Source organism: Echinicola vietnamensis DSM 17526 (genome assembly GCF_000325705.1).
Lineage (GTDB): Bacteria > Bacteroidota > Bacteroidia > Cytophagales > Cyclobacteriaceae > Echinicola > Echinicola vietnamensis.
The window spans coordinates 4,498,641-4,512,804 of the sequence record NC_019904.1 but is presented as its reverse complement, the minus strand read 5'-3'; the positions used below and the strand labels follow the sequence as shown (position 1 = coordinate 4,512,804).

Below are 14,164 nucleotides of genomic sequence, written 5' to 3'. Positions count from 1 at the left end.
GCATATGAGTTGATTTGTGATAGATTACTGTTAGATTTTAGTTGGAGAAAAAAGGGAGCCGCTTGGCTTCCTTTTTTTTTGCCCTTTCAGAAGGTTGAAAAACCTATATTTATTGATGTAAATAATTGCTAAATCGTTAAAGAAAACGATTGAATTTTTTAATAACACTAAAAATTTCATTTTTAAGGATTTTTTCTCGGAATTATGGGGTCATTTGAGGAGTTTTCTATCTCTTTATGTTACTATCTGGTGTAAAAGCCAAATAAAAGTTGATATGAAACCCAAAAAAGCACCTGAAATAACCGATAAATACCAAATTCGGTATTCCGAAAAGGAGTACTTGGATATGGCTGATGAATTGGTGTGGGCGTCCTTTAACAAGGGCAACGAATCCACCTTCAGTTTCCTTTATAAAAACTACGCGGCGGACTTGTTCGCTTTTGGTTATCAATTTTGCGGCGATGCCCATTTAGTGGAAGATTGTATCCAAAATCTTTTTATATACCTCCGAAAAAGGAGAGGAAGTCTAGGAGAGGTGCACAGCATCAAATCCTACCTTTTTAAATGTATCCGCTGCGAAATCACCAAAAGATTAAAAGAAAGAGGATTGCTCCGGGATGCTGATGAAATACTTCATCACAAGGCTTTTGCCCTTTCACTTTCCCCAGAGACGATCCTGATAGAATCCGAACATCGAGAACAACAGCAAAAAAGAATCAATCACGCATTGTCCCAGTTGACCCTGCGGCAACGCCAAGCGCTATTGTTGCTTTATGAAGAAGAAATGACCTATAGTCAAATTGCAGAAGTGATGGGCTTTACAGAGGTGAAATCAGCCAGAAAACTCGTCTACAGAGCACTTTCAAGTTTGAAAGAAATCTTCCTTAAAAAGTGAACCAACTATATGAAAAGAGATAAAAACATATTGAAATACAGGGACTATGAGCTGGAAGACTTTCTGGGTGATACGTTTTTCATTGCTTGGGCGAAGGATCCGAAGGGTGACGGAGAACACTTTTGGGAAAAGTGGATTGCTGAAAACCCCGGAAAGCGGCAAATGGTCATGGAAGCAGCGTCCCTCATCCGTTCAGTGGGGTATCAAAATCGCCCACAGCTGTCGGATAGTGCCTATTTGGAGATTTTTGAGAATGTATTGCGTACCGAGCCCCGAAAGGAAAGTAAAGACCGCCTTCCAAAAGAAAAAACGGATTGGCGCACTTGGCTAGGGATTCAGAAGGTTGCTGCAGCGGTCCTGTTTGCCTTTTGTGCATGGGCCGTCACCCAAGTATATGTGATTTCTCCCGAAACGGAAGAGGATCCCCTTCCGGTTTTGTGGGAAATCAGTGAAAATCCTGCTGGAGTCCGCTCCACCCTGAACATGGGAGATGGCAGTACCATCAGCCTCAATGCCAGCAGTAAACTGTCTTTTCCGGAGCATTTTTCAGATACGGTCCGTCTGGTAAAGCTGGAGGGAGAAGCTTTTTTTGATATTGAAGAAGATGGCAGGCCTTTTATCGTCGACCTAGGGAATACCATGGTAGAAGTGATGGGGACGACTTTTAATGTCCGCAACCCTAAAAATGGTGAATTGGCCGTGGCCTTGATATCCGGAAAAGTCAAGGTAAAGGATGATGCCGGCAACCAAGTGATCTTAAACCCTTCCGAAATGCTAAGATTCCATCAAAACGGTGATCGCTCCCTGACGAGTTTTGACCCATTGGAAGTCACGGGATGGAAGAATAAGGTCTTGGTTTTCAGAAAGGCTGACAAAGATGAAATCATTCGAAAAATCCGTGATTGGTACGGAGTGGAAGTGAGCTGTGATCCTCGCATCGATCATTCCTGGGCATACTCTGGGGAATATAAAAATGAGTCCCTTGAAAATGTCCTTAAAGGCATCAAAAGGGCACTTGGCATTGAATACGAGGTCAAAGGAAAACAGGTGATCATAAAACCCAGAGCCCTTTGAACCTTGGACAAAGGGGGCCATCCCCCTGAGCAAATGGTTCCTTCCTGCTGTGGAGGAATGCTTTAGGGTATTTTACGAAGGAAATATCCTAAGAGGAATAGAAATATGGGATGATTATTCCCGAAGCGTAGAAAACTTAATAACCCAATAACCTAACCCTAAACAACATGGAACAGACCAATACCAGCTAATAAAAAGTGGCAGCAAGGAACCGTTCAGTTCCCTACTGCCAACCATTTTTTCCTGTCGTGAACTTTGGACGGTAAAGACAGGAAGCTTAAGGAATAATCACTTAAACATTTAAAGCTATGCAAAAAAAAATACTGAGACAATTAATAAAGATGTCTATGAGAGTTTTATATGGGTTTCTTATCCAGCTTGCCTTTTGCACGGTATTGCTAGCCAATACTTCCAAAGCCCAGCGGAAGACCATTGAAGAAGTGCGTGTGGATGTCCGCCTTCAGGATCGGACCTTGGGAGCCATCATGAAAGATTTGGAGCGAAAGACTGATTTCAGGTTTACGTTTGATACCAATGGTGTCAACACCGATCAACAAATGGCTTCGGATAATTTTAGCGGGACGGTATATGAGTTATTGGTGATTTTGTCCCGTCAGAGTGGCCTAAGTTTTACACAGATCAACAGCAATATTCATGTCAGTGAAAACGAGAGCCGGAAAGAAGTAGCGATTAAGGAGGCGGCTGAAATTACCGTGAAAGGAAAAGTGGTCGATGAAAGTGGGCTGGCCTTGCCAGGCTTGACAGTGAAGATCGAGAGCTCAGGAAGAGGCACCGTGACCGATTTGGATGGAAATTACCAGATCACAGCGGAAGAAGGCGATGTGCTCATCTTTTCCTTTATTGGTTTCGAAACCCAGCGTGTCCAGATCGGTAACCAGACCACCATCGATGTGGTCATGAAAGAAGATACACAGGCATTGGAAGAGGTGGTGGTCGTAGGGTATGGAACCGTGAAGAAGAGTGATTTGACCGGCTCTGTGGTTTCCCTCAAGTCAGATGAGCAAAACCAGGGAGTAAATACCTCCGTGGACCAATTGCTCAAAGGCAAAGCAGCAGGGGTCAATGTGGTGCAAAACAGTTCAGAACCCGGAGGTGGCATATCCATCAGTATTCGAGGTGCCAGTTCGGTAAATGCCGGTACAGGGCCACTTTATGTCATCGACGGATTGCCGATTGATAACAGTTCCATGACCGCAGGAAGCGGTGGGAATTATCCCGATTCCAGAACACCTACCAATCCTTTAGCGGCCATTAACCCAAATGACATTGAGTCCATCGAAATATTAAAGGATGCTTCTGCTACGGCCATTTATGGAGCCAGGGGCGCCAATGGCGTGATCATGGTCACCACCAAAAAAGGTAAATCCGGTCAGATGAGAATCAATTATGACGGATATGTAGGGGTACAGCATGTCGCCAACAGACTGGATGTGCTCAGTGCCGAAGAATACCAAACGGTGATGAATGGCATCATTGCCGATGGAGGAGGAATTGCCGATCAGGAGGTGGATGTGATCGAAGATGGCGGCACTGACTGGCAGGACGAACTCTTCCGCACCAGTGCACCGGTAACCAATCAAAACCTGTCTTTTTCAGGAGGAAACGAGAAGACCAATTACTTCGCGGCACTCAATTACTTTAACCAGCAAGGAGTGGTGAAAAGCTCTGCTTTTGAGCGGTACAGTGCTCGTCTAAACTTGGAAACCAAGTTTTCCGATCGGCTGACAGTGGGGCTGAACATGAATACTTCATTCAGCGAAAATGACCAAGTGCCGGCCCAGTCCTTTGGGGTGAACGAAAACAATGGGGCGTTATATGCGGCCTACAATTTTGATCCGACTTTGAGTATATACGGCGAAGACGGTCGCTACCGCATTTCACCATACATTTCCATTGACAATCCTTTGGCACTGGCCTTCGGCAAAAATGCCATGATCGAGCGCTACCGCAATATGGCCGTTACGTATGCCAATTATAAAATCCTTCCCGAGTGGTCGGTAAAAGTGAATTTTGGCACGGATGTGACCAATCAGCGCAAAGATGTATACATCGACCGGTCTACAAAAGACGGGCTCGCAAATGGCGGCATTGCGACCATCTTACAAGAAAGGCAGTCCAACTACCTGATGGAGTTTACGACCACGTATGACAAAACCTTCAACGATCACCACCTGACCGCAGTGGCAGGGGTCACCACGCAAAAATTCTCCATGGCCAATACCCAAAGCCATGGCAAGAGCTTCCCTTCAGATGCTACAGGAACCGATAATATCGGCTTGGGCGACCCTACACAATTTAACATTAACAGCTTCAAGGCGACCAACCGTTTACTTTCCTATTTGGGCAGGGTAAATTACACCTTGAAGGATAAGTATCTGTTTACAGGAACGCTTCGAATTGACGGTTCGTCAAGGTTTGGGGAAAACAATAAATACGGCTATTTCCCTTCCGGGGCTTTCGCGTGGAAGGTGAAAGAGGAATCGTTCATGCAGGATTTGGAAGCATTGAGTACCTTTAAATTCAGGGCCAGCTGGGGCCAGACCGGTAACCAGGAGATTGGGAATTACCTTTCGATCAGTACGTTTGTGCCGGGGCCAGATGCGGTGTTTAACGACCAAAAAGTATCCACAACACAACCTGCGCGGATTCCTAATCCAGATCTGAAATGGGAAACCACAGAACAATGGGACATTGGATTGGATTTTGGGCTGTTCAGGGACAGGGTTTTCGGTAGTTTGGATTATTTCAGCAAGAAGACTTTTGACATGCTGCTTTACCTGCCCATTCCGACGTCCACGGGCTATACCAACAGGATTACCAATATCGGTAGCGTGAAAAACTCCGGGATTGAGGCGGCCATTACTTCGGTGAATTTTGATGGAGATTTTACTTGGACGACCACGTTGAATCTGGCCACGGTAAAAAATGAGGTGACCAGTCTTGGAGGAGTCGGGCAGATCATCGGTGGAAGTGCCGGTTTTGCCAACCAGATCTGGATTATCAAAGAAGGCTTGCCGATGTATTCCTTCTATGGCTACCAAGTAGACGGGGTGTGGCAAGAGGGGGATGATTTTGACCAAACCACCGATAATGTGGCCCCGGGGGATCTGAAATTCCGCGATATCGATGGGGACCAAACCGTCAATGCCGATGACAGGGAAGTACTGGGCAATTCATTTCCGGACTTGACCTATTCCCTTGCCAATACCTTCGAATACAAAGGCTTTAGCTTGTATGTGTTCTTAGAAGGTGTGCACGGCATCAGCATGTTGAACAACAACCTAGTGGATACTTATTTTCCGATCAATTTCAGGAGAAATAAGTTTGCCGAACCCTATCTGAACAGATGGACACCGGAAAATCCATCCAATGAATACCCCTCCTTTGTCAATCCAACTGCCCAAGGACAAAAAGAAGTGAATTCCTATACGGTACAGGATGCATCTTACTTGCGCTTAAACACCGTGACGCTTAATTACACCATCCCCATGCAGAGCAATACCTTCCGTAATGCACAGGTATATGTGACGGGGACCAATCTGCTGACCATCACCAAGTACGATGGCGTGGATCCGGCTGTCAATCCTAACGGAAACGCCAATATCAGGATTGACTACAATGCTTATCCTACGGCGATGTCTTTCTTGCTAGGAGTGAAACTTGGATTTTAAATAGGGAAATTATGAAAACGATGAAATTACTAAAATATAGCTTGATAGCACTGGTTCTGGGAATGATGTGCGCTTGTTCCGATGTACTGGATGAAGAGTTGTTCTCTCAAATGGCACCAGAAAACTTTCTGACCACCCAGGAAGGAATCAAATCCACCTTGGACGCGGCCTATGCAGAAGGGTACTTAAACGGCTATTCCCACCACAGCGTGCGGAATATTGAGGAGTGGTGCACGGACATCGAGTGGGAGACCGGTGGAGGCGAAAACCGAACCGCCGTTTTGATGATTAATTTTACTTGGGATGCATCCGTAGGCTGGATGTACGGCGATATGTGGCTGAAGCCTTATCGTGCCATTCGAAATGCTAATGTGGTCCTGGAAAATGTCGAAGCGGCCAATATTGGTGATGATTTGAAGCAAACCTATGCTGCCGAAGCAAGGTTTATCAGGGCCCTGAGTTACTACTACCTGCACACCTGGTTTGGGCCAGTGCCGTTGCGACAAAGTCCTGAGGATGATATTTACCTAGCGAGACCTTCTGAGGAAGAAATGAGGCAGTTTGTTGAGTCTGAATTGCTTGCGGTGATCCCTGACTTGCCTGCGCCTGGCCAAGAGCAAGCTTATGGCCGTGCTAACAATGGCGGAGCCAGAGCACTTTTGACCAAGTTTTACCTTAATACCAAGCAATGGCAAAAAGCTGCCGATATGGCTCAAGAGGTGATGGATATGGGGGATTATAGTCTTTACCCTGATTATGCGATGCTTTTCAGGGTAGAGAATGAACAAAATTCGGAATTTATCCTTACTTATCCTCAGATTCCCAATAGTCCTGGAAATAACTATATCAATGGCGCATTTCCCGAAGGATTTGCCAGTGATCCCAAAACCGGGCTGACTTTTCTAAACTCCTGGCGAAACTGGGCGGCACAATACAGGCTTTACGACAGCTTTTACAATTCCTTTGAGGAAGGCGATGCCCGAATGGATCTGATCATGGACAGCTATATAAACGGCCAGGGCAATGCCGTTTCCCTACTGAACAACAACAATACCCGTTCCTTTAAATATTGGCCAGATCCCAATGGATTGGGAAATGAACATGGGAATGATGTTCCCGCAGTACGCTATGCCGATATCCTCTTGAGTAGGGCGGAGGCGCTGAATGAACTCAATGGCCCCAACCAAGAGTCAATAGACCTGATCAACATGGTCAGGGAGCGTGCGGATTTGGAGCCGTTGGAGCTAAGTGATTTTACGTCTATGGCCCAGCTCAGAACCCATTTGCTAAACGAACGGGCTTGGGAATTCTATTCCGAAGGAAAGCGACGGGAGGATCAGATCAGGATGGGCACCTTTGTATCATCTGCCGTGGCGCGTGGTGTCACCAATGCCAAGCCGACACACGTGCTATTCCCTATTCCACAAGCGGCCTTAGATGCCAATGAGATGTTGGTGCAGAATGAGGGGTATTGAAGTGTTTAGTATCTATTATCTATTATCTAGTATCAAGTATTGAGTATCGGGTATCAAGATGTGGGCTTTGGGTTAGTGGTTTCCTTAGCGTGTTCCACTTGAGGAGGAGTAGGAGTTAAAAGTTATGCAGAGGGCTAAGTCACGGTAAGAAGAGCATTGAGCCTGAGGCCTGCCATGCCCAGGCTCAATTTTTGTCAACCAAGGGCCATTTGCCACCGAAAGAGGATGTTTGACGAATTTATAGTATTTATTGGTAGATTTATGGCATTTGTCCAGTGCTGATTTGTGCATCTTTAACCTGAAAATTAAGGCCCATTTTAAAAATAAAATGAACCAAAATAACCAACAAAATACCATCTCCATTTTAGCCTTTTTTATGCAAAGGCTTTTCCAATCGGCTTCTCTGAAGCGATGGTTTATGGTGTTGTTGTTCTTAGGTGGAACAGCGACCATAGAAGCCAGACAAAAGCCCAATATGATCGTTTACTTATCTGACGACCTCGGATACCTGGATGTCTCCGTGTACGGAGCATCGGTGGTGAAGACACCGATCCTACAGCAGCTCAGTCAGGAGGGGATGACCTTCGACAATGCCTTTGTGGCATCTCCTTCTTGTGCTCCCAGTCGCGCGGCGTTATTGACCGGACTGATGCCTGCCAAAAATGGTGCGGAGGTGAATCATGCCTTTCCTGCCCCTGACATCCCGTACCTGATTGGTCAGTTGAAGGATAATGGGTACTCGGTATTTGCCTTCGGTAAGGTGGCGCATTATGGTGGTAATGAAAAATGTGGTTTTGACTTTCACCATGACGAGCAGGTAAACCTTTACGAAAACATCAGCGGGTATTTTGATTCTACCAAGGTAGAGGGCCCAGTGTGCATTTTTGTGGGAGACCGCAGACCACATGTCTGGTGGACAGAGAAAATGGATTATTTACCGAAGGAGGTGGACCTACCGCCCTATTTCATCGATACCGAACCTACTCGTGAGCACCGTGCCCGGTATTATACCGATGTATCTGGCATGGATAGCGAAATGGGACAGGTTTTGGATTATTTTGATAACATGTTGGGCAGTAATACCCTGACCCTTTTTACCAGTGACCATGGGGCTCAATGGCCTTTTGGAAAGTGGAATTTATATGATGCGGGCATTAGGACGCCACTGATCGTCAAGTGGCCAACTAAAATCCAAGCAGGCAGTAGAACAGCAGCGATGGTGAGTTGGGTGGATATTATGCCGACCCTTCTCGAAGCTTCAGAGAGTGCAGTGCCAGAAGGGCTTGACGGTAAATCTTTTATGGAGGTGCTAAAGGGGAATACTTCTACCTTCAGAAAGGAGATCTTTACCACACACACCGGGGACGGCAACTTCAATGTTTACCCGATGCGGAGCATTCGTGATGAGCGATATAAGCTCATCATCAACCTGGCTCCCAATGCCTATCATACAAACCATTCGGATATCTTACGAAAAGATGGAGCAGGGGCTTTTTGGGACAGCTGGGATGCCCAAGCCGTCCAAGATCCTTTGGCAGCAGCTGTGGTCCAGCACTATTTTATACGCCCGGCAGTGGAGTTTTATGACCTCTCCAATGACCCTAATGAGCAGCATAATCTTGCGACCAATGCGGCCTACCAACCCAGGATCGCTAAAATGAAAGCACAATTGACCGAGTGGATGAACGCACAAGGAGATGAACAAAAGCTTTATAAGCAGCCCTACTATTTCCCCGGCCCCAAACCCAATGGCGAAACCATAAAAGAAAGACAAAATGAGCATTAAGAAAGTAGTACAGTTGGTCATCATGGGCAGTGCGTTGGTATTTGCTAGCTGTAGTAAGCAAAGCAAGGAAGCGGCATTTAAGGCGCATGATAAGGCGATATTTCTAAAGGAAGGATGGATTCGGGATCCGTATATTTACTTGGACCATGACGGATATTATTACCTGACAGGGACCACTCCTTTGCCCCATGATCCACGGGAGGAGACCGAGCCTTATAATACAGGCTTGGATGCAGCAAACATGGAGTTGTTTGGCAAACCAAGTATCGTGGGGCATAAGATTAGGGTGTGGAGAAGTGAAGACCTGCTGGAATGGGAGTCTCTTGGGGAGCCGTTTGACCTTGCGGAAGGATACTGGGCTCAAAAAATGCCCGATAAACTGAATGAAAAGCCCGCGAGTGATTGGAGATTGTGGGCGCCAGAGCTGTATCATGTAGCCGGTAAATGGATCTATGTACACACTTCCCCGGATCCTGTCCAAGGCGGAGCCAATCTGGCCATTTCAGAAGGAGAGGATATGGCTGGTCCTTTTTCATTTCCCATGGGAGATGATATGCGGAACAAGCACGATCCCAGTTTGTTTAAGGACGACGATGGTACCTGGTATTTGCTGTGGGGAAATACCTTTATCGCACCCATCAAACCGGGATTCACCGGACTGGCAGCCGAACCAAAGCGGATCGATCCTTCTGATCGGGTAATCGGCCATGAGGGGGCTACCATCAGGAAAATAGGGGGTAAATATGTGCATTTTGGTACCGCTTGGTCCACTGATAAGATGCGAAAGGGCTCTTATAACCTTTATTATTGTACCGCGGACAATATTACCGGTCCTTACGGGCCAAGGAAGTTTGTGGGACGGTTTCTGGGACATGGCACTCCCTTTCAGGACAAAGCAGGAAGATGGTGGTGCACCGCTTTTTACAATGGTAATGTACCGCCGGTAAGCAAGGAGGGGATTCAAGAAGTGGACTTGGGTGAGACGGCCCAGACCATCAATGAGCAGGGTACGACGATTGTGCCATTAGAGGTGAAGGTATTGGATGATGGTGAAATATATATCCGCGCGCTTGATCCAGATTATGCCCTGCCAGGTCCAGATGAGGCCCAGCAGTTTGAGTAGCATTTGATTAAAACAATGGAAATACGTCATTGCGATCCACCACAGCGGAGAAGCCTGTTTAACGCAGGCAGGCCATCTCAGCTTCTGTACACGGGATTGCTTCGTCGTCGTTCCTCCTCCTCGCAATGACGGTGAGAGAAGCGGTACCAATGAGGCAGTTTTGGAACGCTCAGTAATTTTATAGGAATACAAAGTGAAAAATTAATTAAATAGTATGAAAAATAATTGTTTTAAAGGAGTGAAATGGTGGGTTTCTTTTGTGCTAATACTCTTTGCAGTGCCTTCGGCCATGGCACAGCAGAAAGAAAAACCCAATATACTGTTGATACTGGTGGATGATCTCAAGCCCAATTTGGGGGCATATGGTGATGAGCACGCCATCAGCCCAAACATTGACGGCTTGGCCAATAGCGGTATGCGTTTCGATCAAGCCTATTGTAATCAAGCGGTCTGTGTTTCCAGTCGCTACAATTTGATCTTGGGATCCCGATCTACCAGCACGGGATTGTATGATTTTGGCAAAGAGTTTAGGGACGTTATTCCTGATGCCGTAACGATGCCGCAGTATTTTAGGGCAGCAGGATACCATGCAGAGTCCATGGGGAAGGTATTCCATATCGGTCATGGCAATACCAATGACGCTGCTTCTTGGAGCATCCCACATTGGAAGGAGAAAGTGATCGAATACGTGGAGCCAGAAAGTACGCATGGACAACTGACCCGTGAAGAGGCATTTTTCGAAAACACGCGAATGTACATTGAAGGCACGCCTCCCAATCATGAATTGCCACGGGGGGCGGCTTGGGAAAGCCCAGATGTCACGGATGAGGCCTATGCAGATGGCCGTGTGGCCCGTCATGCCATCGATCGGTTGCGTGACCTGAGCAAAGCACCGGACCAGCCTTTCTTTATGGCGGTAGGATTTGCCCGGCCGCATTTGCCTTTCAGTGTACCCCAAAAATACTGGGACATGTATGATCCGGAAACATTGCCTTTGGCGGAGTTTGAGGAAGGGCCCGAAGGAGCTCCAGATTTTGCGGTCAAAAGAGGAGGGGAGATCAACCAGTTTTTCCCCATTCCCCATCACCAACACGTTTATGAAAAGGACTTGCAGCGAAAATTGGTACATGGCTATTATGCCAGTCTGACCTATATGGATGCCCAGGTGGGCAAAGTCCTGCGGGAGCTGGAGCGATTGGATTTGGATGAAAATACGATAGTTGTCCTATGGGGAGACCATGGCTGGCATTTGGGTGATCATGCCATCTGGACTAAACACACCAATTACGAGCAGGCCAATCGGATTCCGATCATTTTTAGGGCTCCTGGGGTGACGGCCAGCGGCAGCAGCACCAAGCAGTTTGCCGAAACGGTGGACATCTTTCCGACCTTGGCCGCATTGGCTGGATTGGACCGGCCGTCGGGACCACAGCCTATTGACGGCATCGACCTTACACCTACCCTGATGAACGGAAATGAGATCATCAAAGATCATGCATATCATGCCTATAATCGTGGAGGCTATTTGGGGGAAGCGATCCGTACAGACCGGTATCGGATGATCCGCTGGACCCATACCCAAGACAAGCAAAAAGAAGTGATTTACGAATTGTACGATTATCAAAAGGACGCTCAGGAAACCAAAAACATTGCAGCAGAAAACCCGGAAGTAATCAAAGACTTGGAAGCTAAATTGGACCAATATCCCAAAGCCAAAAGGCTTCCTTAACGAATAAACGGATATGATGATGCACAAGGGAAGTTTGTGGCTGCTGAGCCTGTTGATCGTATGCTATGGCTGCGGTAAACGTGCAGACAACAGCAACACGCATGAAAGCCAAAAGCCTAATATTATCCTGATCATGTCGGATGATATGGGCTATTCAGATCTTGGCTGCTATGGCGGAGAGATCCATACGCCTCATTTGGATAAATTGGCTCAAAACGGTTTGCGGTTTACGCAGTTTTATAATACGGCGCGATGCTGCCCCACACGGGCTTCCTTGATGACAGGATTGTACCCTCACCAAACGGGGATTGGCCATATGACCAATCCGCCGTTGAGTGAGTATCACGATTACCATATTCCAGGCTATCGCGGAGTGCTCAGCACACAGACGGTTACCTTAGCTGAATTGCTGAAATCTGCCGGTTACCATACGCTCATGTCTGGAAAATGGCACTTAGGCATGGAGGAGGAAAGGATGTGGCCACTGCAGCGGGGCTTTGAGCAGTTTTATGGAATTTTGGCTGGAGCCACCAATTATTTTGCGCCTACTCACCCTCGGGGGATTACAGAACAGAATAATACCATTCCCATTACTGATCCCAATTATTATACGACCGATGCCTTTACGGACAAGGCCATTTCCTTTATCGATAAGGCCAGTGGTGAGGGGGAAGCTCCCTTTTTTCTGTATTTGGCGTATAATGCACCCCATTGGCCTATTCAGGCACCTAAAGAGGATATAGACAAGTACCGGAAGCGCTACAAGGAGGGCTGGGGAAAACTTCGACAGGAGCGTTACGAGCGGATGGTAGCCATGGGATTGATCGAGGAAGACTGGTCGATGTCCCCCCAAGATGCACAAGATTGGGATGAACTTCCAGCGGAAAAACAAGAAGAAATGGCCCTAAGGATGGCGATTTATGCCGCCCAAGTCGACCGGATGGATCAGAATATCGGAAAACTGGTAAACCATTTGGAAGCACAAGGTGAACTGGATAATACCCTTATCATTTTCTTGGATGACAATGGTGCCTGTGCTGAAGGAGGGCCTTTGGGAGGAGGTCCTGCAGCGCAATTGGAGACCCTTAAGGGCTATTTTCTTACCTATGGCCAGGCTTGGGCCAATGCTTCCAATACTCCTTTTAGAGAGTATAAACACTGGATCCATGAAGGCGGCATTTCCTCGCCATTTATCGTCCACTGGCCCGAGGGCATTGCTGCTGATCGCAGGGGGACTTTGGTGGATCAATATGGTCATTTGCCCGATATCATGGCGACGCTTATGGAGCTGACCGGAGCAAAATATCCCACGCAGAAATCAGGAAAACGGTTGCCCCAACCCGTCGGGGAAAGCTTGCTGCCACTGATTCAAGGAGTAGCCGAAACAAAAAGAGAGCAGCCCATTTTTTGGGAGCATGAAGGAAACAAGGCCATCAGGGATGGAGATTATAAATTGGTCATGAAATGGAATGATGAGGGGCCACAACAGTGGGAGCTTTATAACATGAAAAATGACCGTACCGAGCTTCATGACCTTGCCTCCAGCATGCCCGAGAAGGTGGATGAAATGGCTGGCTTGTGGGAGCAGTGGGCGGAAAACCATCAAGTGGAACCTTGGGATAAGGTAAAGGCAATTATGGAGCGCGATCGTTAGGGAGTAGGGCAGTTGATAAAGCCATTACCTTCTGGTAGCGAAATATAGTCGCGAAGGCTTTAGGTCTTTTTATCGAATGCCCAGTGCCCGTTGGAGATTTAGCCAGTATTTTTTCCTTCTGCCCATGTAAGGAGAGACTTTTGGATTATAAGGATAGTGGCGGTCTTTGGGGATATTATTCACCAAAAGGGCGATGATCAACAGGATCAATGCCCCGGTAAACACAGGGCTCAGCACATATAAAAAGCCAAGTTTCTGTATTTTCGGAGTGCCAATGACAGCTATCAAGGCAGTAGCTCCGCCCGGGGGATGGAGGGCCTTGAGGATTTGCATGGCAATGATGGCAAGGGAAACTGCCACGGCACAAGTTAGCCAGAAAATGTCCAGGTTTCCCACGGTATTCATCACTAAGACCCCTACGAAGGCACTGACGGTATGGCCAAAGATCAGGTTTCTGGGTTGGGCAAGGGGGCTGTTGGTGGCTCCATACACCAAAACGGCTGAAGCGCCAAAAGAGCCGATCAAGAAGACGTTTTCCAATACCCCAAACCGATGCAATTCCGATTGGATATAGGCAATGGCCCCGATCCCCAAGAATCCACCAATAAAGGTCCATAGATGGTCAATTGGGTTTAGAATGGTCTGCTTGTAAACGACATATCGGGCTTTTCGGTATCCCCGTTGGACTTTTTTCACTTTTGGTTACATTGATTGCAGTGCAAAAATAAAGAAGCTT

Annotated in this window: 9 protein-coding genes; 8 read left to right on the top strand and 1 reads right to left on the bottom strand. The window is 47.1% G+C overall.

Going from position 1 to position 14,164, the window contains the following annotated elements:
- The first annotated feature begins 274 nt into the window (after positions 1-274).
- From ECHVI_RS18385 to ECHVI_RS18350, 8 genes are all read left to right on the top strand, one after another.
- Complete coding sequence (locus tag ECHVI_RS18385) at positions 275-895, top strand: RNA polymerase sigma factor (protein ID WP_015267536.1); 621 nt, start codon at positions 275-277, stop codon at positions 893-895.
- Positions 896-904: 9 nt separating this feature from the next.
- The gene (locus ECHVI_RS18380) at positions 905-1,969 is read left to right on the top strand and encodes a FecR family protein (RefSeq protein WP_015267535.1); all 1,065 of its coding nucleotides are present in this window, start codon (positions 905-907) and stop codon (positions 1,967-1,969) included.
- A gap of 347 nt (positions 1,970-2,316) precedes the next feature.
- Positions 2,317-5,661, top strand: a complete 3,345-nt coding sequence (locus ECHVI_RS18375) for a SusC/RagA family TonB-linked outer membrane protein (RefSeq protein WP_157501521.1) — start codon at positions 2,317-2,319, stop codon at positions 5,659-5,661.
- Positions 5,662-5,681: 20 nt separating this feature from the next.
- Positions 5,682-7,136, top strand: coding sequence for a RagB/SusD family nutrient uptake outer membrane protein (locus tag ECHVI_RS18370; protein WP_217189901.1), 1,455 nt, complete (start codon positions 5,682-5,684; stop codon positions 7,134-7,136).
- 328 nt (positions 7,137-7,464) lie between these two features.
- Entirely contained in the window at positions 7,465-8,922 is a 1,458-nt protein-coding gene (locus tag ECHVI_RS18365; protein WP_015267532.1) for a sulfatase family protein, read from the top strand.
- A complete protein-coding gene (locus tag ECHVI_RS18360) occupies positions 8,912-10,045 on the top strand; it encodes a family 43 glycosylhydrolase (protein WP_015267531.1) in 1,134 nt (377 codons plus the stop codon). The genes ECHVI_RS18365 and ECHVI_RS18360 overlap by 11 nt, the downstream gene beginning before the upstream one ends.
- A 214-nt stretch (positions 10,046-10,259) precedes the next feature.
- The gene (locus ECHVI_RS18355; protein WP_015267530.1) at positions 10,260-11,774 is read left to right on the top strand and encodes a sulfatase; all 1,515 of its coding nucleotides are present in this window, start codon (positions 10,260-10,262) and stop codon (positions 11,772-11,774) included.
- A gap of 13 nt (positions 11,775-11,787) precedes the next feature.
- Positions 11,788-13,428 (top strand): arylsulfatase, encoded by a 1,641-nt coding sequence (locus ECHVI_RS18350; RefSeq protein ID WP_157501518.1) that lies wholly within the window; start codon positions 11,788-11,790, stop codon positions 13,426-13,428.
- 69 nt (positions 13,429-13,497) lie between these two features.
- Here ECHVI_RS18350 and ECHVI_RS18345 read toward each other — a convergent pair whose 3' ends face one another.
- Entirely contained in the window at positions 13,498-14,124 is a 627-nt protein-coding gene (locus ECHVI_RS18345; RefSeq protein ID WP_015267528.1) for an HPP family protein, read from the bottom strand.
- Positions 14,125-14,164: the final 40 nt, after the last annotated feature.

Coding starts and splice junctions, on each gene's coding strand:
- ECHVI_RS18385 (WP_015267536.1), top strand. CDS start 275: ATGAAACCCAAAAAAGCACCTGAAATAACCGATAAATACCAAATTCGG.
- ECHVI_RS18380 (WP_015267535.1), top strand. CDS start 905: ATGAAAAGAGATAAAAACATATTGAAATACAGGGACTATGAGCTGGAA.
- ECHVI_RS18375 (WP_157501521.1), top strand. CDS start 2,317: ATGAGAGTTTTATATGGGTTTCTTATCCAGCTTGCCTTTTGCACGGTA.
- ECHVI_RS18370 (WP_217189901.1), top strand. CDS start 5,682: ATGAAATTACTAAAATATAGCTTGATAGCACTGGTTCTGGGAATGATG.
- ECHVI_RS18365 (WP_015267532.1), top strand. CDS start 7,465: ATGAACCAAAATAACCAACAAAATACCATCTCCATTTTAGCCTTTTTT.
- ECHVI_RS18360 (WP_015267531.1), top strand. CDS start 8,912: ATGAGCATTAAGAAAGTAGTACAGTTGGTCATCATGGGCAGTGCGTTG.
- ECHVI_RS18355 (WP_015267530.1), top strand. CDS start 10,260: ATGAAAAATAATTGTTTTAAAGGAGTGAAATGGTGGGTTTCTTTTGTG.
- ECHVI_RS18350 (WP_157501518.1), top strand. CDS start 11,788: ATGATGATGCACAAGGGAAGTTTGTGGCTGCTGAGCCTGTTGATCGTA.